Origin of the sequence: Actinomadura vinacea (assembly GCF_039532545.1) — a bacterium.
Lineage (GTDB): Bacteria > Actinomycetota > Actinomycetes > Streptosporangiales > Streptosporangiaceae > Spirillospora > Spirillospora vinacea.
Genome location: NZ_BAAARW010000035.1, coordinates 107209 through 131449, shown reverse-complemented (window position 1 = coordinate 131449; position 24241 = coordinate 107209). Strand labels below are relative to the sequence as shown.

The 24241-nt window shown below is 72.2% G+C and carries 23 protein-coding genes and 1 tRNA gene; 8 read left to right on the top strand and 16 right to left on the bottom strand.

The features are described 5' to 3' along the window. The first annotated feature begins 10 nt into the window (after positions 1–10). Together ABD340_RS38810 and ABD340_RS38805 are read left to right on the top strand one after the other, a co-directional pair. Positions 11–1228: a CaiB/BaiF CoA transferase family protein gene (locus ABD340_RS38810; protein WP_344596052.1), complete on the top strand. Its 1218-nt coding sequence runs from the start codon at positions 11–13 to the stop codon at positions 1226–1228. A gap of 68 nt (positions 1229–1296) precedes the next feature. After that, on the top strand, positions 1297–2037 hold the full coding sequence (locus ABD340_RS38805) for a FadR/GntR family transcriptional regulator (protein ID WP_344596050.1): 741 nt from the start codon (positions 1297–1299) through the stop codon (positions 2035–2037). Between the two features lies 1 nt (position 2038). Here ABD340_RS38805 and ABD340_RS38800 read toward each other — a convergent pair whose 3' ends face one another. Genes ABD340_RS38800 through ABD340_RS38785 form a run of 4 tightly spaced genes read right to left on the bottom strand, consistent with a single transcriptional unit; the run spans position 2039 to position 5875 of the window. Next, positions 2039–2824, bottom strand: coding sequence for an amidohydrolase family protein (locus tag ABD340_RS38800; protein ID WP_344596049.1), 786 nt, complete (start codon positions 2822–2824; stop codon positions 2039–2041). Positions 2825–2832: 8 nt separating this feature from the next. Beyond that, positions 2833–3582: an SDR family NAD(P)-dependent oxidoreductase gene (locus tag ABD340_RS38795; RefSeq protein WP_344596047.1), complete on the bottom strand. Its 750-nt coding sequence runs from the start codon at positions 3580–3582 to the stop codon at positions 2833–2835. After that, positions 3582–4715, bottom strand: a complete 1134-nt coding sequence (locus tag ABD340_RS38790) for an acyl-CoA dehydrogenase family protein (RefSeq protein ID WP_344596045.1) — start codon at positions 4713–4715, stop codon at positions 3582–3584. Before ABD340_RS38790 ends, ABD340_RS38795 begins: the two co-directional genes overlap by 1 nt. Positions 4716–4723: 8 nt before the next feature. Beyond that, positions 4724–5875, bottom strand: coding sequence for an acyl-CoA dehydrogenase family protein (locus tag ABD340_RS38785; protein ID WP_344596043.1), 1152 nt, complete (start codon positions 5873–5875; stop codon positions 4724–4726). A 51-nt stretch (positions 5876–5926) separates the two neighbouring features. Between ABD340_RS38785 and ABD340_RS38780 the strand changes: the two genes are divergently transcribed. Genes ABD340_RS38780 through ABD340_RS38760 form a run of 5 tightly spaced genes read left to right on the top strand, consistent with a single transcriptional unit; the run spans position 5927 to position 9237 of the window. After that, a complete protein-coding gene (locus ABD340_RS38780; protein WP_344596041.1) occupies positions 5927–7039 on the top strand; it encodes a thiolase family protein in 1113 nt (370 codons plus the stop codon). A gap of 7 nt (positions 7040–7046) precedes the next feature. Beyond that, a complete protein-coding gene (locus ABD340_RS38775; protein WP_344596040.1) occupies positions 7047–7805 on the top strand; it encodes an SDR family NAD(P)-dependent oxidoreductase in 759 nt (252 codons plus the stop codon). 10 nt (positions 7806–7815) lie between these two features. Continuing rightward, on the top strand, positions 7816–8580 hold the full coding sequence (locus ABD340_RS38770; RefSeq protein ID WP_344596039.1) for a crotonase/enoyl-CoA hydratase family protein: 765 nt from the start codon (positions 7816–7818) through the stop codon (positions 8578–8580). A gap of 19 nt (positions 8581–8599) precedes the next feature. After that, positions 8600–8911: a hypothetical protein gene (locus ABD340_RS38765; RefSeq protein ID WP_344596037.1), complete on the top strand. Its 312-nt coding sequence runs from the start codon at positions 8600–8602 to the stop codon at positions 8909–8911. Then, on the top strand, positions 8905–9237 hold the full coding sequence (locus tag ABD340_RS38760) for a hypothetical protein (RefSeq protein WP_344596036.1): 333 nt from the start codon (positions 8905–8907) through the stop codon (positions 9235–9237). Before ABD340_RS38765 ends, ABD340_RS38760 begins: the two co-directional genes overlap by 7 nt. A gap of 651 nt (positions 9238–9888) precedes the next feature. Here ABD340_RS38760 and ABD340_RS38755 read toward each other — a convergent pair. The 5 genes from ABD340_RS38755 to ABD340_RS38735 all read right to left on the bottom strand — a co-directional run bounded on the left by ABD340_RS38755 (position 9889) and on the right by ABD340_RS38735 (position 13180). Next, a tRNA-Ala gene (locus ABD340_RS38755) sits at positions 9889–9961 on the bottom strand. 79 nt (positions 9962–10040) lie between these two features. Next, positions 10041–10691: a histidine phosphatase family protein gene (locus ABD340_RS38750; protein WP_344596034.1), complete on the bottom strand. Its 651-nt coding sequence runs from the start codon at positions 10689–10691 to the stop codon at positions 10041–10043. Then, on the bottom strand, positions 10684–11097 hold the full coding sequence (gene rsfS / locus ABD340_RS38745) for a ribosome silencing factor (RefSeq protein ID WP_344596032.1): 414 nt from the start codon (positions 11095–11097) through the stop codon (positions 10684–10686). Before rsfS ends, ABD340_RS38750 begins: the two co-directional genes overlap by 8 nt. A 175-nt stretch (positions 11098–11272) precedes the next feature. After that, positions 11273–11872, bottom strand: a complete 600-nt coding sequence (nadD, locus tag ABD340_RS38740) for a nicotinate-nucleotide adenylyltransferase (protein ID WP_344596031.1) — start codon at positions 11870–11872, stop codon at positions 11273–11275. Positions 11873–11893: 21 nt separating this feature from the next. Then, positions 11894–13180, bottom strand: a complete 1287-nt coding sequence (locus ABD340_RS38735; protein WP_344596029.1) for a phenylacetate--CoA ligase family protein — start codon at positions 13178–13180, stop codon at positions 11894–11896. Positions 13181–13561: 381 nt separating this feature from the next. Between ABD340_RS38735 and ABD340_RS38730 the strand changes: the two genes are divergently transcribed. Further along, on the top strand, positions 13562–14599 hold the full coding sequence (locus tag ABD340_RS38730) for a M48 family metallopeptidase (protein WP_344596027.1): 1038 nt from the start codon (positions 13562–13564) through the stop codon (positions 14597–14599). A 63-nt stretch (positions 14600–14662) separates the two neighbouring features. Here the strand turns inward: ABD340_RS38730 and ABD340_RS38725 are convergent, their stop codons facing one another. The 7 genes from ABD340_RS38725 to ABD340_RS38695 form a co-directional block, all read right to left on the bottom strand. Further along, on the bottom strand, positions 14663–15994 hold the full coding sequence (locus tag ABD340_RS38725) for a glutamate-5-semialdehyde dehydrogenase (RefSeq protein ID WP_344596025.1): 1332 nt from the start codon (positions 15992–15994) through the stop codon (positions 14663–14665). Beyond that, positions 15975–17060 carry a glutamate 5-kinase gene (proB, locus tag ABD340_RS38720; RefSeq protein ID WP_344596092.1) on the bottom strand — a complete coding sequence of 362 codons (1086 nt, stop codon included), beginning with the start codon at positions 17058–17060 and terminating at the stop codon, positions 15975–15977. Before proB ends, ABD340_RS38725 begins: the two co-directional genes overlap by 20 nt. A gap of 161 nt (positions 17061–17221) precedes the next feature. After that, complete coding sequence (obgE, locus tag ABD340_RS38715) at positions 17222–18622, bottom strand: GTPase ObgE (RefSeq protein ID WP_344596023.1); 1401 nt, start codon at positions 18620–18622, stop codon at positions 17222–17224. An 80-nt stretch (positions 18623–18702) separates the two neighbouring features. Continuing rightward, the gene (gene rpmA / locus ABD340_RS38710; protein WP_344596022.1) at positions 18703–18957 is read right to left on the bottom strand and encodes a 50S ribosomal protein L27; all 255 of its coding nucleotides are present in this window, start codon (positions 18955–18957) and stop codon (positions 18703–18705) included. Between the two features lie 15 nt (positions 18958–18972). Then, a complete protein-coding gene (gene rplU, locus ABD340_RS38705; protein ID WP_344596020.1) occupies positions 18973–19287 on the bottom strand; it encodes a 50S ribosomal protein L21 in 315 nt (104 codons plus the stop codon). Between the two features lie 418 nt (positions 19288–19705). Further along, on the bottom strand, positions 19706–23137 hold the full coding sequence (locus tag ABD340_RS38700; protein WP_344596019.1) for an Rne/Rng family ribonuclease: 3432 nt from the start codon (positions 23135–23137) through the stop codon (positions 19706–19708). Positions 23138–23344: 207 nt separating this feature from the next. Then, complete coding sequence (locus ABD340_RS38695; RefSeq protein ID WP_344596017.1) at positions 23345–24211, bottom strand: TIGR03936 family radical SAM-associated protein; 867 nt, start codon at positions 24209–24211, stop codon at positions 23345–23347. Positions 24212–24241 lie beyond the last annotated feature (30 nt).

Below are 24241 nucleotides of genomic sequence, written 5' to 3'. Positions count from 1 at the left end.
GGATCCGCCCGTGACCGGAGCGAATTCCACCGCCGCGCCGCTGGCCGGGGTCCGCGTCATCGAGCTGGGCTCCATGTACGCGGCGCCGACGGCCGGGCGGATGCTGCGCGACTTCGGCGCCGACGTGATCAAGGTGGAGGACCCGGCGCACGGCGACTTCGCCCGCCAGTGGCAGCCCGCCCACGAGGGCCTGGCGATCGGCTTCGCCCGGCTCAACTCCGGCAAGCGCTCGGTGGGCGTGGACCTGCGGCGGCCCGAGGGCCGCGAGCTGATCCGGCGGATGGCCCGCACCGCCGACGTCCTCATCGAGAACTTCCGGCCCGGCCGGATGGAGGACTGGGGCCTCGGACACGCCGACCTCGCCGCCGCCAATCCGCGCCTGATCATGACCCGGGTGAGCGGGTTCGGGCAGACCGGCCCGTACCGCGAGCGGCCCGGGTTCGGCACGGTCGCCGAGACCATGAGCGGCTACGCCTTCCTCAACGGCTGGCCGCACACCCCGCCCACCGCCCCGCCGTTCGGGTTCGCCGACTCGATCGCCGGGATCTCCGCGGCGTTCGGCACGGCCATGGCGCTGTACCGGCGCGAGGCCCAGGGCAAGGGCGGCGAGGTCGACATCGCGCTGTACGAGCCGCTGATGTTCATCCTCGGCGACGCCGTGCTGCGCTACACCGCGTCCGGCGAGATCACCCAGCGGCACGGGAACGCCTCCGGCGCCGCGTCCCCGCGCGGCATCTACCAGGCCGGGGACGGCGGCTGGCTGTCCATCGCCGGCTCGAACCAGACGATCGCCATGCGGCTGTTCGACGCGATGGAGCGCCCCGACCTCAAGACCGACGAGCGGTACGCCACCAACACGGCGCGGATGGCCAACAACGACGCGCTCCAGGAGATCGTCATCGCCTGGGTGAAGGCGCGGCCGCGCGACGAGGTACTGGCGGTCCTGGACGAGCACGAGGTCGCCGCCGCACCGGTGAACGACGCCTCCGACATCGTCCGGGACCCGCACTTCACCGAGCGGACGCTGGTGGAACTGGCCGGCACGGTACTCGGCCCGGCGCTGACCCCGGGCCCGGTGCTGCACGTGGACGGCTACGCCGGACCGTCCTACAAAGGGGTGCCGGAAATCGGCGAGCACACCGGCGAGGTACTGGCCGGAGAACTCGGCCTCGGCGCGGACGAACTCGCGGAACTGGCGACCGGCGGTGTCATCTCCGCGCTCCGCTGATTTCCGGTGCCGCATAATCATTTTCGGAGGCCGCCCGGCCGCCAACACCCGCCCGGAGGTTGAAGATCATGTCACCGGCCAATATGCGCCCCCAGAAAACGGCCATGCTGGTCGCCCAGCGCATCGTCGCCGACATCAACAGGCGCGGGAATACCGTCGGCGACCGGCTGCCTCCGGAACGGGTGATGCTGGAGGAGTACAACGTCGGCCGGGGCACGCTGCGCGAATCGCTGCGCTTTCTGGAGCTGCAGGGCGTGCTGGCGCTCAAGCCCGGCCCGGGCGGCGGTCCGGTCGTCCAGCGGCCGGACGCGGGCAGCCTGGCCACCGCGCTGACCCTGCTGCTGCAGTTCGAGAACGCGCCCTTCCGCACGATCGCGGAGGCCCGCGGCGGCCTGGAGCCGATGATGGCGCGGCTGGCGGCGGAACGGATGACCGAGGCGCAGCTGGCCGACCTCAAATCGAGCGTCGACACGATGCGCGACCAGCTGTCCGACCAGGTGGTCTTCCTGGAGGAGAACAAGCGTTTCCACGATGTCATCGCCCGCGGTTCGGGCAACGCGCTGTTCGGCTACCTGGTCGAGGCGCTGCTGGGAATCCTGGACGGTTCGGCGATCGGCATCGACTATCCGGAAGTGCGGCGGCGCGCCGTTCACAAGGCCCATCTGCGAATATACGAGGCCATCGCCTCGCACGATGCCGAGGCGTCATTCGAGGCGATGACCGGCCATATCGGGGAGTACGTTCGGTACGCCGAGCGAAAGTATCCGGAACTGCTCGCCGCGCCGATCGTGTGGTCGAACGTCCAGTGAGTCAGAGCCGCAGCACCCGGGCCATGGTGCCGCCGAGCACGCGCTCGGTCTCGGCGCCGGTGAGCCCCAGCGCCTCGATCGCGGCGATCTCCTCGCCCGGGTCGGTCATCGGCCAGTCGGAGCCGAACACGATCCGCTCCGCCCCGTGCTTCTTCACGAACGCGCGGACCCGCTCCGGCCGCAGCCGCCGCAGGCTCGGCGGCCAGGAGGTCTCCAGCACCACGTCCGCGCCGCAGAGCAGTTCCTCGGCCTGATCGAAGATCTTGTAGCCGCCGAAGTGGCAGGCCACCAGCCGCAGCCCGGGGAAGGTCCGGGCGATGTCGGCGATCATCCGCGGGCTGGAGAGCGCGTTGGTGCGCGCGTCGCCGCCCTCCCCCACATGGGTGATCACCGCGATGTCGGAGCCGAAGCCGTCGAGGATCTCGTACAGCCGGCGGTCGTCCAGCGCGAAGCCCTGGAACAGCGGGTGGATCTTCACCGCCGTCACGCCGTGCCGCCGCAGACTGGCCAGGTTCTCCTCGGCCGGCAGGTCGACGTGCACGGTGCCGAACGGGAACCGGCTCTCAGCGGCCAGCCCCGCGACGAACGCGTTGACCTTGTCGACGTGCCGGGCCTGGTTGGCGATGCCCAGGCAGCAGCTGAGGTCCACGCCGGTACCGGCCATGGACGCGGTGAGCCCGCCGACCGTGCCGTCGCCGCGGGCCTCCAGCCCGGGCACCGGGTTGCCGGCCAGCGCGGACCGGGCGATCGCGTCCGGCCAGACATGGGTGTGCGCGTCAATGATCATCTCGCCCCTCACAGCTTTCCGGACTCGCCGCCGTCGACCACGAACACCGCGCCGGTGGTGAACGAGGCCCGCGGCGACACCAGCAGGCAGGCCAGCGGCACCAGCTCGTCCGGATCGGCCATCCGGCCCGCCGGGATCTTCGCCACTCGGCGCCGCAGCAGGTCCGGCGACTCCAGCACCGCGCTCTGCGCGTCGGTCTTGAACGCCCCCGGCGCCAGGCAGTTGACCTGGACGTTCCTGGGCGCCCACTCCGCCGCCAGCGCCTCGGTCATCCGGACCACCGCGCCCTTCGACGTGGAATAGGCGACCAGGTAGGGCTTGCCGCGCACACCCGTGGTGGAGGCGACGCTGACGATCCGGCCGCCGCCCTGCCCGATCATGTGCCGGCCCGCCGCCTGCGCCAGCAGCATCGGCGCGATCACGTTGACCTGCATCGCGTCCCGCCAGATCGCCGGGTCCTGGTCGGCGAACTTCCCGGCGGGCGCGATCCCGGCGTTGTTGACCAGCCCGTCGATCCGGCCGTACCGGGAGACCACGGTGTCGACCAGCGCCAGCGTGGACGCCTCGTCCCGCATGTCGGCCTCGGCGACCGAGATCCGCCCCCCGCCCCGGGCGGCGACCTCTTCCAGCGCGTCCTTAGAACGCGCCGCGGCCACCACCTGCGCCCCCTCCCCCGCCAGCGCGACGGCGATCGCCGCCCCGAGCCCACGGCTGGCCCCGGTCACCAGCACGACCGTGTCCCGCAACCCCAACTCCATCAGGAGGCTCCTTTCGAGAGCCGCCGCCCCAGCGAGTCGAGCAGCACCTCGGTGGCGCCCTCGTACACGCGCAGCGGGCGGGCGTTGCGGTAGAGGCGTTCGATCTTCGAACCGCGCACCAGCCCGAACCGGCCCATGACCTGCACCGACCGGTCGACCACCCGGCCCGCGGCCTCGGTGGCGGCGACCTTGGCGATCGAGGAGCGGTCGAGGCTGGCCAGCGGGTCGGTGCGGGCCAGCGCCGCCGCGCGGTAGGTGACGGCGCGGGCCGACTCGACCTCCGTCCAGGACAGCGCCAGGTTCTGCGACACCGCGCCGAGCGCCATCAGCGGCTTTCCGAACTGCTCGCGGGTGGTGGCGTGCCGGACGGCCTCGTCCAGCGCGGCCTGCGCCAGCCCGACCGCCGAACCGGCCACCGTCACCCGGAACACCGCGAGCGTCTGCAGCATCAGCGCGAACGCCTTGCCCGGGACGCCGAGCCGGTGGTCCTCCGGCACGATCACGTCGGCGAACTCCAGCTCGCCCAGGATGTGCGGCGCGATCAGCTCGCTGCCCGGCGCCACCGTCAGCCCAGGGGCGTCGGCCGGGACGAGGACCATCGAGTAGCCGTCCCCCTCCTTGCCGAGCACGCAGTAGAAGTCGGCGGCGCCGCCGTTGGTGATGAACGACTTGCGGCCGTTCACCCGCACGCCCTCCCCCGCGGCCTCGACCGTGGTGGTGACGCCGCGCAGGTCGGAGCCGATGCCGGGCTCGGTCAGCGCCAGCCCGGCGATCGCCTCCAGCCGCGCCACCCGCGGCAGCCAGCGGGCGCGCAGGTCGTCCCCGCCGCCCACGGCCAGGGAGTAGCTGCCCACGCCCTGCATCCCGAACATCGAGTCCAGATGCGCCGAGGAGTACATCAGCGCCTCGCGCACGACGGCGATGGCCAGCGGATCCAGGATCTCGCTCTCCCCGCCGTACGCCGCGGGCACGACCAGGCAGGCCAGCCCGCTCTCGCGCAGCGCCGCCAGCACGCCCGGATGCGGCTCGGTGCACTCGTCGGCCTCGGCGGCGAACTCCTCGACCCGCGCCGCGACGGAACGCGCCGTCACCTGGATCTCCCGATGCCGCGAACCCAGATCGAACAACTGCACGTCTTCCCTCATTTCCGCTGGTCGAACTTGCGGCCGAGCAGTTCGGACACGATCCGGATGCGCTGCATCGCCGGGGTGCCCCCGGCGATCGCCCAGCCGTGCGCGTCCCGGTGCAGGCGCTCGATCCCGTACTCCTCGGTGTAGCCGTTGCCGCCGTGCAACTGCATCGCCAGGTCGGTGACCCGCTTGGCCGTCTCGTTGGCGGTGCACTTGGCCAGCGACACGTGCAGCGGGTTCGGCAGACCGGTGCCCGCGCCCTCGGCGGCCCGGTCGAGCAGCAGCCGGGCGGCCTCCACCTGGAGCACCATGTCCGCCAAGGTCACCTGGACGCTCTGGAACTCGACCAGCGGCTTGCCGAACTGCTCGCGCTCCTGCACGTACCGGACCGAGCGGTCCAGCGCCTCCTGCGCGATCGCCAGGCTCATCGTGGAGTTGCCGAGCCGCTCGATCGAGAAGATCCCGAACAGCTTGCCGAAGTCGCCCGCCGGGACGACCAGGTTCTCCTTGGGCACCACCACGTTGTCGAAGAGCACATCGGCGGACGGGATCCCGCGAAACCCCATCAACCTCTCTGGAGCCCCGAAACCAACCCCGGCCATATCGCTCTCGACCAGCAGCGCACCGATTCCCTTGGAGCCGGGCGCGTCACTCAGCCGGCAGTAGACCAGGTACTGGTCGGCCTCGCCGCCGTTGGAGATCCAGCGCTTGCCGCCGTTGAGGATGAAGCCGTCATCGACAGGCTTGGCCGCCGTGCGCATGTCGGTCGCGGCCGAGCCCGCGTCCGGCTCGGAGATGGCCACCGCCATGGTCCGCTCGCCGGAGACGATGCCGGGCAGCCAGCGCTCGCGCTGCTCCTCGGTGCCCAGATGATTGATCACCTGGGCCGGCCCGGTGTTGGCCTCGAAGATCTGGAACGCGGCGGGCCGGCACACCTTGGCGAACTCCTCGATCACCGCCAGCGCGTGCGCGAGGGGGGCTCCGGCGCCGCCGTACCGCTCGGGATGGGCGATCCCCAGGAAGCCCAGGTCACCCAGGCGCCGGCGCTGGTCGAGCGAGATGGGAAGGCGCTCGCGGTCCATCTCCTCGGCCAGCGGCCCGTACACCTCGACGGCCACATCACGGGCCAGCCGGCGGATCTGCGCACGCTCGTCAGCGGTCATGGGCACCCGTTTCCATGGACGATCTCATGCATATCATGATAATCAATACCCATGCTTCCAGCGCAAGCACCGGTCATCGTCGAGGCCGTCCGCACCCCCTCCGGCCGCAGGCGCGGCGCGCTGGCGGACGTGCACCCGGTCGACCTCCTGGCCCAGACGCTCACCGCCCTCCTCGCGCGCACCGGACTGGACCCCGCCACCGTCGACGACGTGATCATCGGCTGCGTCTCCCAGGTGGGCGAGCAGTCCGCCACCCCGGGCCGGATGGCCTGGCTCGCCGCCGGACTCCCCCCGCACGTGCCCGCCACCACCATCGACCGCAAGTGCGGGTCCGGGCAGCAGGCCGTCCACTTCGCCGCGCAGGGCGTCCAGGCCGGCGCGTACGACATCGCCATCGCGGGCGGCGTCGAATCCATGAGCAGGGTTCCGATGGGCTCGGCCCGCATGGACGCCGACCCCTTCGGCCCGAACGTCACCGGCCTGGTCTCCCAGGGCATCGCCGCCGAACTGGTCGCCGAGAAGTGGAAGCTGGACCGCACCGCCCTCGACGAATACTCCGCCCGCTCGCACCACCTGGCGGCCGCCGCCCCGTTCGACCGGGAGATCATCCCCATCGGCACGGTCGACCGCGACGAAACGATCCGCCCGAACACCACCGCCGAGAAACTGAGAACCCTCAAACCCGCGTTCCAGAACCCGGGACACATCACCGCCGGGAACAGCTCCCAGATCTCCGACGGCGCCTCGGCCCTCCTCCTGATGAGCGCGGCCAAATGCGCCGAACTGAACCTCACACCCCGCGCCCGCGTCCACTCCACCGCGGTCTGCGGCGACGACCCCCGCCTCATGCTGACCGCGCCGATCCCCGCCACCCACCGGATCCTGCGCCGCTCCGGCCTCCCCCTCGACGCCATCGACCACGTCGAGATCAACGAGGCGTTCGCCTCCGTCCCGCTGGCCTGGCTCGCCGAGTTCGACATCGACCCGGCCAAGGTCAACCCCCGCGGCGGCGCCATCGCCCTGGGCCACCCGCTCGGCGCGTCCGGGGCCCGGCTGATGACCACGATGCTGCACGCGCTGGAGGACAACGACCTCCGCTACGGCCTGCAGGTCATGTGCGAAGCGGGCGGTATGGCCAACGCCACCATCATCGAACGCCTCTAGGAGACACATGGAAGTCAACGGAACCAGCGCCCTAGTGACCGGAGGCGCGTCCGGCCTCGGCAGGGCCACCGCCGAGAAACTAGCGGCCAAGGGCGCCAAGGTAGTGATAGTCGACCTCCCGAACTCCCAGGGCAAGACCGTCGCCGGCGAGATCGGAGCCCACTTCGCCCCCGCCGACGTAACCGACCCGGAAGCGATGAACTCCGCCCTGGACCTGGCGGAGGCCCAAGGCCCCCTGCGCGCGCTCGTCCACTGCGCCGGCCGCGGCGGCCCCGTCCGCCTGCTCGACAAGGAGGGCCGCCCCGGCTCCCTGGACACCTACGAGGAGATCGTCCGGGTCAACCTGATCGGCACGTTCAACACGCTGCGCCTGGCCGCCGCCCGGATGGCCGCCACCGAACCGGTGGACGAGGAACGCGGCGTCTGCGTCCTCACCGCCTCGGTGGCCGCCTACGAGGGCCAGATCGGCCAGATCCCCTACGCCTCCGCGAAGGCCGGCATCGTCGGCATGACCCTCGTCGCCGCCCGCGACCTGGCCTCCCGGCTGATCCGGGTGACCACGATCGCGCCCGGCCTGTTCGATACCCCCATCCTGGCGCGCCTCCCTGAGGAGGTCCGCGACTCCCTCGGCAAAACCATCCCCCACCCCCGCCGCCTGGGCGTCCCCGGTGAGTACGCCTCCCTCGCCCTGCAGATCATCGAGAACAAGATGCTGAACGGTGAGACCATCCGCCTCGACGGCGCCATCCGCCTAGCCCCCCGCTGAAGGAGACGACATGAGCGAAGACCTCCTGGTCGAGGAACGCGGCCGCGTCCTCCTCCTCACGATGAACCGCCCCGATTCCAGGAACGCCATGTCGATGGCCATGGCCCACCAGATCGCCGAGGCCCTGGACACCCTCGACTCCCGTCCCGACCTCAGCGTCGCCGTCATCACCGGCGCCGGCGGCACCTTCTGCGCGGGCATGGACCTCAAGGGCTTCGCCCGCGGCGAGCGCCCCGTCGTCGAGGGCCGCGGCTTCGCCGGCCTGGTGAAACAGCCCCCCGCCAAGCCCTTGATCGCCGCCGTCGAAGGCTACGCCCTGGCCGGCGGCTTCGAGATCGTCCTGACCTGCGACCTGATCGTCGCCGCGGAGAACGCCAAGTTCGGCCTCCCCGAAGTGAAGCGGGGCCTGACCGCCGCCGCCGGCGGCCTGCTCCGCCTCCAGCACCGCATCCCGTACCACCTGGCCATGGAACTCGTCCTGACCGGCCGCATGTGGCCCGCCGAAGAGGCGGCCACCGTCCACCTGGTCAACCGCCTCACCACCCCGGGCACCGCCCTGGAAGAGGCCCTCCACCTGGCCGGCGAGGTGGCCGCCAACGCCCCCCTCGCCCTGACGGCGTCCAAGCAGGTCCTCTCCCGCTCCTCCGACTGGCCCCAGGAAGAGGCCTTCGACCGTCAGGAGGAGTACACCGGCCCCGTCCGCAGATCAGCCGACGCAAAGGAAGGCGCCCAGGCCTTCATAGAAAAGCGCACCCCCAACTGGACAGGCACCTGATCTAGGTAACACTGCGTGTATGGCGAACACGCAGTTCAGCATCTCGACGGGCCCACAGGTCCATGCGGCGATCAAGGCCCACGCCGACGCCGCCGGCCTGGACGTGTCCGGTTACATGGTCGCCGCCGCTGTGGCGCAGATGGCGGCGGATGACGCCGCAGCAGCTGCCTTCGCCACGCTGGACGCCGACAACGCCGCGGCACTGGATGACCTGCCCGCATTCGAGGCCCTGACGGCCGAAGAGCAGAAACTGGTCCGCAGGGTCCTCTCCTCAGCGCTCGGCTCAAACCAAGCCGACGTCGCGACACCGGCATGCTCCTGGCGATGCTGAGCGGCGATGCGGTGGCCTTGACATTGCACCATGGACTGCGACGCGCACCACACAGACCCGTCATCATCGGTCCGGTCCTTGCACAGGCATGGCGGCCTGATCCCAAGACCGTGCACGCTTTCAGCGGATACCTCAAGGACTGCACGGTCCCGCAGGCACGAGGCTCCGCGGCACCGATGCAGGGGAGGGCCACCGCGAATGTAGGGTGCGTGGCCTGCGCAAAAACCACCACTCTGGACTCCTACAAGCGAGCCGGGGCGATGCTCGCCAAAGCGGTGCCGCCGGGCAAAAAACGCCCCGACGCTGTGGACGCCTCGTCGTCGTGACCGCGGCTCTGCACGTCCCCGCACAGATACTCACCAGCGACCCCGGTGACCTGGCCGCCTATGCCGCCACCCTCGACCGCGCGGACATCACGATCGAGCGAATCTGACCACGCGGCCGCACACACCCAACAACCCCAGCCCCACCCAAGGGAAGGTAAAGGCAAAGCCCCACGACCCCAAACCCGCACACCCAAGCTCAGCCACGCACAAGGGGGCGTGGGGGCGGAGCCCCCACATCGGGGGGTTCCGGGGGGTCGCCCCCCGATAAACATGACAAGGAGGAGCGGTCCGCACCAGGGGGGTAGGGGCGAAGCCCCACAAACCAAACCACGCGCCAAACCCGCAACGCCCAACAGGCTCAGCCACGCACAAGGGGGCGTGGGGGCGGAGCCCCCACATCGGGGGGTTCCGGGGGGTCGCCCCCCCGATAAACATGACAAGGAGGAGCGGTCCGCACCAGGGGGGTAGGGGCGAAGCCCCACAAACCAAACCACGCGCCAAACCCGCAACGCCCAACAGGCTCAGCCACGCACAAGGGGGCGTGGGGGCGGAGCCCCCACATCGGGGGGTTCCGGGGGGTCGCCCCCCCGATAAACATGACGAGGAGGAGCGGTCCGCGCTTTCCGCGGACACACTCCTCCCACCGACGAGTGGAGCTATGGGGATTCGAACCCCAGACCTCCTCCATGCCATGGAGGCGCGCTACCAACTGCGCCATAGCCCCGTGCGGCTGCGTGGACGTTCATCCCGCAGCGCTTGGCCAGTGTATAGGACTCGGGCGCGGTACTCGAATCGGTTTTGGGTCAGGTGCCGTTCTCGGTTCGGTCGTCGCTGAGGACGGGTTCGGGGAGGGTGCCGGCGTTGTGTTCGACGAGGCGCCAGCCGCCGTCGCGCATCTCTCCGAGGACGGACCAGCAGCAGTTGGAGAGGCCGCCGAGGCGGTCCCAGGTCTCTTCGGGGAGGCGGAGGAGGTGGGACATGCCGAGGCGGAGGGCGGCGCCGTGGGAGGCGACGACGAGGAGTCCGTCGGGGGGGAGGTCGTCGAGGGCGCGTTCGAGGGCGGTGCCGACGCGTTTGGCGACCTGGAGGCTGGTTTCGCCGCCGGGGGGCTGCCAGGCGGCGTATTCGGCGGGGTAGCGCTCGCGGATCTCGCTGTTGGTGAGGCCTTCCCATTCGCCGCCGTCGCGTTCGATGAGGTCGCGGTCGTGGCGGACGGGGAGGCCGGTGACGCCGGCGAGGGCCTGGGCGGTGTCGGCGGCGCGTTGGAGGGGGGAGGCGAGGAGGGCGGTGGGACGGAGGGCGGCGAGCAGGCCCGCGGCGCGGCGGGCCTGCTGGACGCCGGTCTCGTCGAGGGGGATGTCGGTCTTGCCTTGGAAGCGGCGTTCGACGTTCCAGCCGGTTTGGCCGTGCCGCCAGAGGACGATCCGGCGCTTGCCGGGGACGCGGTCACTCACTGGCGCTCCCGACGGTGCGCCGGCGCTGGGCGGAGTGGGCGTTGACGGTCTCCGGCAGCTTGATCAGCGGGCAGTCCTTCCAGAGCCGTTCGAGGGCGTAGAAGAGCCTGTCCTCTTCGTGCTGGACGTGCACGATGATCTCGGCGTAGTCGAGCAGTACCCAGCGGCCTTCGCGTTCGCCTTCGCGGCGGACGGGTTTGGCGTCGGCCTCTTCGCGGAGCCGCTTCTCGATCTCGTCGACGATGGCGCGGACCTGCCGGTCGTTGGGCGCCGAGCAGAGCAGGAAGGCGTCGGTGATGACGAGCTGCTCGCTCACGTCGTAGGCAAGGATGTCGTCGGCCAGCTTGTCGTCCGCCGCCTCGGCGGCGATCCGGACCAGCTCCACGGCCCTGTCGGATGCGGTCACGATGCGCTCGCGATCCTCCCTGTAGGGGTCTCTTCCCGGTTCCAGCTTCTCACGGGGTCCGGAGAGGAGCGGTCCCCTTTTTGTGGGTGTACGCCTGCCGCGCCGGTTTCGCCGGGTGCGGCGGCGTCCTCTCCGTTCCAGGGTATGACCTCTAGGGAGCGCGGATACGCGCAGGTCAGGCGGCGCGATCGCGGTAGAGGACGCGTTTGTTGATGTACTGGACGATCCCGTCGGGGACGAGGTACCAGATGGGTTCGCCGGCGTGGACGCGATCTCGGCATTCGGTTGAGGAGATCGACAGGGCGGGGACCTCCATGAGGCTGACCCGGCCGTTGGGCAGCCCGGGGTCGGTGAGGCGGTGGCCGGGCCTGGTGCAGCCGATGAAGTGCGCGAGTTCGAACAGTTCGTCGGTGTCGTGCCAGGTGAGCATCTTGGCGAGGGCGTCGGCGCCGGTGATGAAGAAGAGTTCGGTGCCGGGGCCGTGCAGTTCGCGCATGTCGCGGAGGGTGTCGACGGTGTAGGTGGGGCCGGGGCGGTCGATGTCGATGCGGCTGACGGAGAACCGGGGGTTGGAGGCGGTGGCGATCACGGCCATGAGGTAGCGGTCCTCGGCGGCGGCGACGCGTCCCTCCTTGTGGGAGGACCGCCCGGTGGGCACGAAGACCACTTCGTCCAGCGCGAAAACGTGCGCGACCTCGCTGGCGGCCACGAGGTGGCCGTGGTGGATCGGGTCGAACGTACCGCCCATGATCCCCAACCGGCGCATTTGCGTCATGACGACGAGAATAGCCAGGGCTCAGTCCAGGCCCGGAAGCGGGGGCGGGCCGGTCTCCCAGGTGACCACGCGGACGGCCTTGCCGATCTCGACGCGGGGGACGGTCCCGGCGGGCAGGACGCGGACGTCGGCGTGCAGGCCGAGTTCGGCGCGCAGGGTCCGGGTGAGCTCGTCCTGCGGGTTCCCGCCGGCGGCCTCGCAGGCGACCACGAGCCGGACGTCGGGCTCGCGGCGGTCGACGACGAGCTGGTAGTGCGGGACGACGAGCCCGGAGCCGAGCAGGACGCGTTCGACCTCGCTGGGGTAGAGGTTCACGCCGCGGACGACGAGCATGTCGTCGACCCGGCCGCGGATCTTGCTCATCCGGACCAGCGTCCGCCCGCAGTTGCAGTCGCCGTGGGTGAGGGACGCGACGTCGCCGGTGCGGTAGCGCAGGAGCGGGAGTGCCTGCTTGGTGGGGGTGCTGAAGACCAGTTCGCCGGGTTCGCCGGGGTCGACGGGGAGGCCCGTGGCGGGGTCGATCGCCTCGACGATGAAGTGGTCCTCGTTGACGTGCAGGCCGTTCTGCTCCAGGCATTCGGTGGCGACGCCGGGGCCGATCACCTCCGACAGGCCGTAGATGTCCATGGCCTTGATCGGCAGGACGTCCTCGATCGCGGTCCGCAGTTCCTCCGACCAGGGTTCGGCGCCGAACAGGCCCGCTTTCAGCGAGGACGGGTCGGTGCCGGTCTCGGCCGCGGCCTCGCCGAGCCGCAGCGCGTACGCGGGCGTGCAGGTCAGCACGTCGGGCCGCAGGTCGGCGATCATGCGGATCTGCCGCTCGGTCATCCCGCCGGACATCGGCACGACGGTGGCGCCCAGCGCCACGGCGCCCTGGTGGATGCCGATGCCGCCGGTGAACAGCCCGTACCCGTAGGCGTTGTGGACGATGCTCTCCGCGGACGCGCCCGCGCAGGAGAGCGACCGCGCGCACATGGCGGCCCACAGGTCGAGGTCGGCCTTGGTGTAGGCGACGAGGGTGGGCCTGCCCCGGGTGCCGGAGGAGCCGTGCACGGCCACGACCTGGTCCTGCGGGACGGCGAGCATCCCCAGCGGGTAGGCGTCCCAGAGGTCCTGCTTGGTGGTGAACGGCAGGTTGTGCAGTTCGGCCAGGGTGACGTCGGCGCCGCCCTTGACGCCCGCCTCGCGGAGCCGGTCGGCCTGCACGCCCCCCGCGACCATCAGCCGGTCGACCAACCCCCACAGCCGGTGGCGCTGCAGCGCCGCCCGCTCGTCCCGGGACATCGCCTCGGCCTTCGGATCGAACATCGCGCCTCCTCGCGCCCCGCTGACCTGGTATCCCCCGAAACCATTCGCTCTCCCCCGGACCCTTCCCCGGGACGGCCGGCCGGTACATCCCGGACGAAAGCGGATCAGCCGGGCGGCCGGACGCCCCCACTCTGCCGCACGGGCCTCCCCCGGCGACGGCGATCGCGGCAACGGACCGGAAGAGACCGGGACGCGCCGCCGGGGAACCTTGGACTCGACCGGTTCGTCGGACTTACCATGCCGGTCCTGACCCGGAAGCCTCTCCGCTGAGATCCCGGACACTGGGATCCTGAACGGTGTCAGGAACGGCCCAACCCGAGCGAAGGGAGGGAGCGGCCACCGCCTCCGGCGGCGCGCCGGGGGACGAGCGCCGCGCACCCCATGACGACGAACACACCGGACCGGGCACGTACCCGTTTCCCGGGGATCAGCTCGCGCGCCTACGAACATCCCGCGGACCGGTCGGCGCTGGTCGCGCTGCGTTCGCTGACCGGGTTCGACGTCGTGCTGCGGCGCCTGTCGGGCCTGTTCAACGAGCGCGCGCTGCGGCTGATGTTCCTGGGCGGCGCGGTGCGGGTGGGCGAGGGCCAGTTCCACAACCTGCACGACATGGTCCGCGACGCCGCCTACATCCTCGACATGCCCGAAGTGCCCGAGGTCTACGTACGGCAGTCCCCGACCCCGAACGCGATGGCGCTGGGCTCCGACCACCCGTTCATCGTGATCAACACGGGCCTGATCGACCTGCTGGCCGACGAGGAGCTGCGGTTCGTGGTCGGCCACGAGGTCGGCCACATCCTGTCCGGCCACGCCGTCTACCAGACGATGATGCAGATCCTGATCCAGCTCGGCACCCGGCTGGCCTGGCTGCCGCTGGGCAACATCGCCATCGGGGCGATCATCATCGGGCTGAAGGAGTGGTTCCGCAAGGCCGAGCTGTCCTCCGACCGGGCCGGGCTGCTGGCCGGGCAGGATCTGGACGCGGCCAAGCGCACGATGATGAAGCTGGCCGGCGGCACCCGGCTGTCGGAGATGAGCACCGAGGCTTTCCTGGCGCAGGCCCGCGAGTACGACGCGGCCGGCGACGTGCGCGACGGGCTGCTGAAGTTCCTCAACCTGCTGCCGCAGACGCACCCGTACGCGGTGATCCGGTTCGCCGAGGTGGACCGGTGGGCCAAGAGCGGCGAGTACGAGCGCATCCTGGGCGGCGAGTACGAGCGGCGCGCCGACGACAGCAGCGCCAAGGTCACCGACGAGGTCCGCAACGCGGCCTCGTCCTACAAGGAGTCGTGGGAGCGCAGCGCCGACCCGTTCATCGGCAAGGTCCGCGACGTGGCCGAGGGCGCGGCGAACGCGGCGGGCGGCCTGTTCGACCGGCTGTCGCGGCGCGACACCGACTCCGCCGGCAACGCCAACTGACCGCGCCGCCGTCGCCGGGACGCCCGTGCCCGCACGCGCGGGCGTCTCGGCTTCGGCGGACGGTCAGCCGGTCCGCCCCTTGAGATGGCCCTCGCCGGTGACCACGTACTTGGTCGAGGTCAGCTCGGGCAGCCCCATCGGCCCGCGGGCGTGCAGCTTCTGGGTGGAGATGCCGATCTCGGCGCCGAAGCCGAACTCCTCGCCGTCGGTGAAGCGGGTCGAGGCGTTGACCATCACGGCCGCCGAGTCGACCAGCGCGACGAACCGCTTGGCGGCGGCCTGCGAGGTGGTCACGATCGCCTCGGTGTGGCCCGAGCCGTAGGCGCGGATGTGCGCGACCGCCGCGTCCAGGGAGTCGACGACGCGGGCGGCGATGTCGAGCGAGAGGTATTCGGCGCGGTAGTCGTCCTCGGTGGCGGCGACGACCTCGCCCGCGCCGTCGTGGGCCCGGACGCGCTCGTCGCCGTGCACGGTCACGCCCGCCTCCCGCAGCGCCGCGAGGGCCGCGGGCAGGAACGCGTCGGCGATGCCGGCGTGCACCAGGACGGTCTCGGCGGCGTTGCACACCGACGGACGCTGCATCTTGGAGTTGATGAGGATCTCGACGGCCAGGCCGATGTCGGCGTCGGCGTCCACGTAGACCGCGCAGTTGCCCACCCCCGTCTCGATCACCGGGACCGTGGACTCCTCGACCACCGACTTGATCAGCGACGCGCCGCCGCGCGGGATCAGCACGTCCACCAGCCCGCGGGCGCGCATCAGGTGCTTGACCGACTCGCGGCTGGTGCCCGGGACCAGCTGCACGGCGTCCGCCGGCACGGCGGTGCCCGCCAGGGCGGCCTGCATGACGTTGACCAGGACGGTGTTGGACTCGTACGCCGACGACGACCCGCGCAGCATCGCCACGTTCCCGCTCTTGAGGCAGAGCGCGGCGGCGTCGACGGTGACGTTGGGACGCCCCTCGTAGATGATCCCGACCACGCCCAGCGGCACCCTGATCTGGCGCAACTCCAGGCCGTTGGGCAGCACGTTGCCGCGTACCGTCGCGCCGACCGGGTCGTCCAGCGCCGCGACCTTCCGGACGGCCTCGGCGATCCCCGCGATCCGCGCCCCGGTCAGGCTCAGCCGGTCGATCATGTACTCGGAGGTGCCGGCCTCGCGGGCCCGCGCCACATCGGCCTCGTTCGCCTTGACGATCTCCGGCGCGGCGGCGACCAGCGCGTCGGCGATCGCGTGCAGGGCGGCGTCCTTGGCCGCCCGCGGCAGCGGCGCCAGCCCGGCCGCGGCCTCCCCGGCACGCCGCGCCACCCGCAGGAACTCCTCGCGTTCCCGGTCCTGCTCGCCCATCACCGGCTCCTCATCGCGTTCAGTGGTCTCAGTGCTCTCGGTGCTCATCGGTCAGGATCACCAGATCGTCGCGGTGGATGATCTCGCGCTCGTATTCGGGGCCCAGTTCGCGGGCCAGCCAGCGGGTGGAGCGGCCCATGAGGTCGGGGATCTCGCCCGCGTCGTAGTTGACCAGGCCGCGCGCCACCACGCGGCCGTCCGTGCCGCACAGGTCGACCGCGTCGCCGGCCGCGAACTCCCCCTGGACGCCGGTCACCCCGGCGGGCAGCAGCGATTTGCGGCGCTGGACGACCGCGTCGACCGCGCCCGCGTCCAGCATGACACGGCCCTGCCCGGTGGTCGCGTGCGCCAGCCACAGGTGGCGGGTGGACAGCCGGCGGCCCTCGCCGGGGTGGAAGCACGTCCCGACCGGGGTGCCGGCCAGGGCCTGCGCGGCCGAGGCGGCGTTGGTCAGGACGACCGGGATGCCCGCGATCCGGGCCGCCTCCACCTTGGTGATCATGCCTCCGGTGCCGACCCGGCCGGAGCCGCCCAGCTCGATCCCGGCCAGATCCCGCGGACCGCGCACGTCCGCGATCCGGCGGGCACCCGGACGGCGCGGATCGCCGGTGTAGAGGGCGTCCACGTCCGACAGCAGCACCAGCGCGTCGGCCCTGGTCAGATGGGCGACCAGCGCGGCCAGCCGGTCGTTGTCGCCGAACCTGATCTCGTCGGTGGCGACGGTGTCGTTCTCGTTGACGATCGGGACGATGCCGAGGTCGAGCAGCTTCCCGAGGGCCCGCTGGGCGTTGCGGTGGTGCACGCGGCGGATCATGTCGTCGGCGGTGAGCAGCACCTGGCCGACGGTCAGCCCGTACCGGGCGAACGAGGAGGTGTAGCGGGCCACCAGCAGCCCCTGCCCGACGCTGGCCGCGGCCTGCTGGGTGGCCAGGTCGTTCGGGCGGCGGGTCAGGCCCAGCGGCCCGAGCCCGGCGGCGATCGCGCCGGACGACACGAAGACGATCTCGGTGCCGGCGCGGCGGCGGGCGGCCAGCACGTCCACCAGCGCGTCGATCCGGTCGGCGTCGATGGTGCCGCGCGGGGTGGTGAGCGAGGACGATCCCGCCTTCACCACGATGCGGCGCGCACCGGCGAGCTCTCCGCGCACCCCCGCGGGCTCCGTGGCGGCGGCCGGGCCGCCCGGAGCGGCGGTGGCGTCCGGTGCGGTCGCGGCTGCCTGTTCGCGGCTCATGCTCTCCCTCACGGCTTGCTCTGGAACGTTCTGGGACGGGGACGCTAGCGGTGGCCGTCCAGGCGGCGGTCGGTGCCGCGCGGCCCCGGGGCGGCCTGGCCCGCGATCACCTCCGGCTCCCAGTCGAAGACGATCGACTCCTCCTGCGTGCCGATCATGACCGTGGCCCCGGCGGTCGCGCCCGCCTCGGACAGCGCCGCCTCGACGCCCAGCCGGGCCAGCCGGTCGGCGAGGTACCCCACGGCCTCCTCGTTGGCGAAGTCGGTCTGCCGCAGCCACCGCACCGGCTTCTCCCCGGTGATCAGGTAGGTGTTCGCGCCGGCCGGGCGGATCTCGAAGTCGGGCGCGCCACCGACCGGCTCGGGCCGGATCACCAGCCGGGTCGGCTCGGCCGGAGGCAGCGCCGCGCGGTGCTCCTCGACCATCGCGGCCATGGCGAACGACAGCTCGCGCAGCCCTTCGCGGGTGGCCGCCGACACCTCGAACACGCGCATGCCGCGCGCCTCGAACTCGGGCCGCACCAGCTCGGCCAGGTCGCGGGCGTCCGGCACGTCCACCTTGTTGAGCACGACGATCCGCGGCCGGTCCGACAGCGGACGGTCCCCCAGCACCCGGTCGTAGGCGCGCAGCTCGTTCTCGATCACCTCGAAGTCGCTGACCGGGTCGCGCCCCGGCTCGGGCGTGGCGCAGTCGAGCACGTGCGCCAGCGTGGACGAGCGCTCGATGTGCCGCAGGAACTCCAGGCCCAGGCCGCGGCCCTCGCTGGCGCCCTCGATCAGCCCCGGCACGTCCGCGACCGTGAACGTGGTGTCGCCCGCGCTCACCACCCCCAGATTGGGGATCAGCGTGGTGAACGGATAGTCGGCGATCTTGGGCTTGGCCGCGGACAGCGCTGCGATCAGCGACGACTTGCCCGCGCTGGGGAAGCCCACCAGCGCCACGTCCGCGACGCTCTTGAGCTCCAGCACCACGTCGTGCTCCTCGCCCGGCTCGCCCAGCAGCGCGAACCCGGGCGCCTTGCGCTTGGCGGTGGCCAGCGCGGCGTTGCCGAGCCCGCCCTTGCCGCCGCGCGCGATCACGAACCGGGTGCCCTCGCCCACCAGGTCGGCCAGGACCGTCCCGGCGGCGTCCTTGACGACCGTCCCGTCCGGCACGGGCAGCACCACGTCGCCGCCGTCGGCCCCGGTGCGGTGCCCGCCCTGCCCGGGGCGCCCGTTGGCCGCCTTGCGGTGCGGGCGGCGGTGGTACTCCAGCAGGCTGGCGGCGTTCGCGTCCACCTCCAGGACCACGTCGCCGCCGTGGCCGCCGTTGGCCCCGTCCGGGCCGCCCAGCGGTTTGAACTTCTCCCGGTGGATCGAGGCACAGCCGTTCCCGCCGTTGCCCGCGGCGACGTGCAGCACCACGCGGTCGACGAACTGCGCGCCGGATCCGGCTCCTGCGGCCACGATCTCTCCTCTGCTCATGAACAGGAAACAGGGGCGGACCGTTCCGGTCCGCCCCTGTGTCAACGTCTCGCTGCGGCGGACTACTCCGCCGGGACGATGCTGACCGCGTTGCGCCCGCGGTAACGGCCGAACTCGACCGTGCCCGCGGCCAGCGCGAACAGCGTGTCATCGCCGCCACGGCCCACGTTGAGGCCGGGGTGGAAGTGGGTGCCGCGCTGCCGCACGATGATCTCACCGGCGTTGACGACCTGGCCGCCGAAGCGCTTGACACCCAGGCGCTTGGCGTTGGAGTCCCGACCGTTGCGGCTGGACGACGCGCCCTTCTTGTGTGCCATGACTCGGCCCCTCCCTTACTTCCCGGCCTCGATAGCGGTGATCTTGACCTCGGTGTACGGCTGGCGGTGGCCCATCCGCCGCTTGTACCCGGTCTTGTTCCGGTAGTGCATGATGTTGATCTTCGGTCCCTTGACCGCGCCGAGAATCTCGGCGGTCACCTGGTACCTGGCCAGCTCGGCGGCGGAGCTGACGACGTCGTCGCCGTCCACGACCAGCACGGCCGGGAACGTGACGGTGGAGCCCTCCTCGCCGGGCAGCCGGTCGACGGTGAGCACGTCGTCGACGGCCACCTTCTCCTGCCTGCCGCCTGCGCGAACAATCGCGTACACCGCGGAAACCTCTCGTCTGCGCGCGCTTCCGGAGCGAACCGGTCCCACGCGTGGTCTACCAGCCCCCGGATGGGGGCCTACCCGCGGCTGCGGGCCGCGGGCGGCACGCCGGGCCGCTTCGCCCGGCGCTCTCTGCTGGGATCTCGCCCGCCGGATGAAGGACCGGCGGCCACGCACCGAGTGGTGCAGGTCGAGATGACGTGCTCACGCACGCCGAAACCCCAGGGTACCGGACGCCCGTACCGGACGCGAACGGCCTCGCCCCGCCGGCCCGGGCTCGCGTGACCCCGTCCAGCCCAACGGGACGGCGCAGGCGTGCCCGGCACGCTGAGCGCCCCCTCCGCAGGGCCGTGGTGGCCCAGCACGAGGATTCGCCCGGCGGCCCGGCCCCGGATGTCCGGGGCCGGGTGCGCGATGGTCACTCGCCGGCGGGGTCGCCCGCGGCGGAGCTGGGTTCGGCGGACAGGGCCTTGGCCCGCGGGCGCCGCGTGCGGCGCCGCCGCCCGTTGCCCGCCGCCGCGACCTCGTCCTGGCCCTCGCCCGGGACGGGCTCGGCAGGCTCGACACCGTTGGCGACGGGCTCGACCGCCTCCAGCGGGCCCGGGCCGGCCTCGGCCGTCTCCGCGGCGGCCTGGGCGGCCTCCACGGCCGCCTGCGGCTCGGGCTCCCGGTCGTCGGCCTCCGCGCCGGACGGGTCGCCCACGGGCTGCTCCACCCGGTCGGACGGCTGCTCGGCCGCGACCCGCTTGGCCGACTTGGCCTTGCCCTCCTGCTGGGAGAGCTTCTCCTCGACGGCCTTCTCGACCTCGCCCTTGCGCTTGCGGCGGCGGCCGCCGCCGCTCGCGGCGCCGGCGCCCGCGCCCTTGTCGGCCTTGGGCTCGACCGGCGTCAGATGGACGTGGATGCCGCGGCCGTTGCACGACTCGCAGGTCTCCGAGAACGCCTCCAGCAGCCCCTGCCCGACCCGCTTGCGGGTCATCTGGACCAGGCCCAGCGAGGTCACCTCGGCCACCTGGTGCTTGGTGCGGTCCCGCGACAGGCACTCCACCAGGCGGCGCAGCACCAGGTCGCGGTTGCTCTCCAGCACCATGTCGATGAAGTCGATCACCACGATGCCGCCGATGTCGCGCAGCCGCAGCTGGCGCACGATCTCCTCGGCCGCCTCCAGGTTGTTGCGGGTGACCGTCTCCTCCAGGTTGCCGCCCTGCCCGGTGAACTTGCCGGTGTTGACGTCGATGACCGTCATGGCCTCGGTGCGGTCGATCACCAGCGAGCCGCCGGAGGGCAGCCACACCTTGCGGTCCAGCGCCTTGGCGATCTGCTCGTCGATCCGGTACGCCGACAGCACGTCCTGGTCGTCGGTCCAGCGCTCCACCCGGTCGGCCAGGTGCGGGGCGACGTACTCGACGTACTCCGAGACGGTGTCCCAGGCGTCCGGGCCGGCCACCACCAGCTTGCTGAAGTCCTCGTTGAAGATGTCGCGGACCACCCGGATGGTCAGGTCGGGCTCGCCGTACAGCAGCGAGGGCGCGGAGGCGCTCTTGACCTGCTTCTGGATGTTGGTCCACTGGGCGGCCAGGCGGGACACGTCCCGGGCCAGCTCCTCCTCGGTGGCGCCCTCGGCGGCGGTGCGCACGATCACCCCGGCGTTCTCCGGCATGACCCGCTTGAGGATCTGCTTGAGCCGGCTGCGCTCCTTGTCGGGCAGCTTGCGGCTGATGCCGGTCATCGAGCCGTCCGGCACGTACACCAGGTAGCGGCCGGGCAGCGAGATCTGGCTGGTCAGCCGGGCGCCCTTGTGGCCGACGGGGTCCTTGGTGACCTGCACCAGCACCGACTGGCCGGACTTGAGCGCCGACTCGATCCGGCGCGGCTGGCCCTCCAGGCCGGCCACGTCCCAGTTGACCTCGCCCGCGTACAGCACGGCGTTGCGGCCCTTGCCGACGTCGACGAACGCCGCCTCCATGGACGGCAGCACGTTCTGCACCTTGCCCAGGTAGACGTTGCCGACGTAGGACTGGTGGGTGGCGCGGTTGACGTAGTGCTCGACCAGGACGCCGTCCTCCAGGACGGCGATCTGGGTGCGCTCGCCCTCCTGGCGGACCACCATCTGCCGCTCGACCGACTCGCGGCGGGCCAGGAACTCGGCCTCGGTGATCACCGGCGGGCGGCGGCGGCCCTGCTCGCGGCCCTCCCGGCGGCGCTGCTTCTTGGCCTCCAGCCGGGTGGAGCCGCGGACCGCCTGGACCTCGTCCTCGACCGCCCGCGCGTCGCGGACGTGCACGACGGTGTTGGGCGGGTCGTCGGTGGTGCCGCTCTCGCCGTCCCCGGCCCCGGTGCGGCGGCGGCGACGGCGCCGGCGGCGGCTGCCGACGGCCTGCTCGCCGCCCTCCTCGCCCTCGTCGGCGGCGTCGCCGGTCTCGGCGGCGTCCTCATCGGACTTGGCGTCCTTCTTACGCTGCTTGTCCTCGGCCGTGTCCTTGCCGGAGTCCTTCGCGTCGACGCGGCCGCGCTTGCCCTTCTTCTCCGGCTTCTCGGCCTTCTCCGCCTTGTCGCGGTCCTTGCCGTCCCGGGCCTCCTCGGCCTCGGTCTCGTCGGCGGCGTCCTCGTCGCCGTCCCGGCCGCCCCGGCCGCGGCCCCGGCCGCCCCGGCGCCGGCGGCGGCGGGAGGGACGGTCACCGGACTCGTCGTCCTCGTCGTGGTCGGCCTGCGCCGTGTCGTCGGGCTCCTCGTCCTCGGCGGCCTGGGCGGGCTCGTCCTTGGGACGGGTCGGCGTCTCGGCGGGCTGCGGCGGCTGGAACACCACCATCGGCGGCTGGAACGTCACGCCGGGCACCCCGCCCGAAGCGGGCTCGGCCTCCGGGGTCGCCGTACCGCCCGGACCCATGTCCGGAACGACGGGCACCCCCGGAACCTGCGGCGGGCCCGCCACGGCCGTGTCGGGCGTCACCGGTCGCTCGGCGGCCACGGGCGCGTCGGCGGCCGAACGGCGGCGAGCACGGGTGCGCGCCGGCTTCTCCGAGCCCGACTCGCCCGCACCCTCCAACCCAGAATCCGGCGCCACCGCGGCCCTGCCGGCTCGGGACGCAGAACGCGTCGAACGCGACCGTGAGGTCTTCTCGTCGGCAGACGAGTCCGCCGCGGCGGCCGCACTCTCCAACTCGGGGTCGGGCGCCGTTGCCGGCTTAGTGGCCCGGGACGCGGTGCGGGTCGAACGCGCCCGTGAGGCCTTCTCGTCGGTGGACGAGTCGCTCTCCGGAGCCGACTCGGCCACACGCTCCAACTCCGGATCCGGCGCCATCGCAGGCCTGCTGGCCCGGGACGCAGAACGCGTCGAACGCGACCGTGGAGCCTTCTCATCGGCAGACGAGTCCGCCGCGGCAGCCGCACCTTCCAACTCGGGCTCGGGCGCCGATGACGGCTTGGTGGCCCCGGACGCGGTACGCGTCGAACCCTCGTCAGCGGACGAGTCGCTCTCCGGGGCCGACTCGGCGGCACGCTCCAACTCCGGATCCGGCGCCATGGCGGGCCTGGTGGCCCGGGACGCGGTCCGGGGCGTGCGCGGGCGCGTGGCCTTCTTGGGCTCGGCGGCGTCCTCCGGCTCGTTCTCCGCGGCCTCGTCCGCCTCCTCCTCGTCCTCGGCGGTCTCGTCGACCTCGGACGCGGCGGGCGGCGCAACGGGCGGAGCGGCGGTCACCGGGGGGCTGTCGTCGATCTCCGGGGGCGGCCCCGCGGGGCGGCTGGCGGCGCGGCGGCGCTGCCGTGTCGTTCCGGTACCGGACTCCTCGGTGGAACCGTTCGCGTTCTCAGTGCCTTCGGCCTCGGCCGAATCGGCTTCGTTCTCTAGCATGCGGGCAATCTCCCGTCAGGTTCCCGGGCGCGACCTCGTTCCGCCCCCCGGGGCGGAACGGTGCGGTGCGCCGCACGGGAACTCTCTCCGTCAGTCGTCGGCGCCGTCGCCCCCGGGCCACGTCCGTGGCCTGGCGGCGACGACAAAGTCGTCGGGGGCGCGCCCGCCGCTCCCTGGAAACCGGTTCCGTGTCACCACGGCTTCGGTCTACGAACGGGCGCCGGCGACATCCGCGCTCGCGGCCGGATCGGACTGCGGCAGCGCAGGGCCGCGCGCCGTCACGGCGCCAGCGCCGGACGGCCGTACGGCCTCTCGGTCGGGCGAGTGGTCGCCGCGATCGAGTTCGAGCGGATCAGCGAGCTCACCGGTGACCGCGTCAAGGGGCCCCTGCGCCAGCCTGGTCACCAGTGGCGGTGACGGCGGCGCGAGGTCGGCGACTTGGCGCAGTCCGGTGAGGATGTCGTCGGGTCGTACGGCCGGTGTGGTATGCCGAACAACCATTCGAAGTATTGCACAAGGGGCATCCGCCGCACCCGCGGCGCGCCGGTCCGGCTCCAGAGCCACGACGGCGGCGCGCACGTCGAAACGGCGGCGCCCCTTCTTGGTGAGGCGTTCCACCTCGATCGCCTTGGCGCCCAGGAAGGCGGCCACGGCCTCGGCGGCGTCGGTCTCATGGACGCCGTCCAGCCGCACCCGCCATTCGGACGCCTCGAGCCGATCCGCCAACGCGCTGGTCTTCTCCCGGCCGACGGCCACGGCATCGACGATGTCGAGCCCGTCCGGCAGGGCGGCGTCGAGGTCGGCCCGGACCCGCGCAGGGTCGCGGGTCTCGCTGAGCCCGATCTCGAGGTACTCGGCCTCACTGGCCACCCCGGTCGCCGCCGCACCCGTGTACGAGATCTTCGGGTGCGGGCTGAATCCCGCGCTGAACGCCACAGGGATCCCGGCGCGCCGGACGGCGCGTTCCACGGCCCGGGATATGTCACGATGGCTGGTGAACCGCAGCCTGCCGCGCTTGGCATAGCGCACGCGGAGGCGCTGGATCACTGGGGCCGGCGCTGGACCCTCCGGCATGGGAGCCAGGGCTGTTGTCCTTCCTACTCG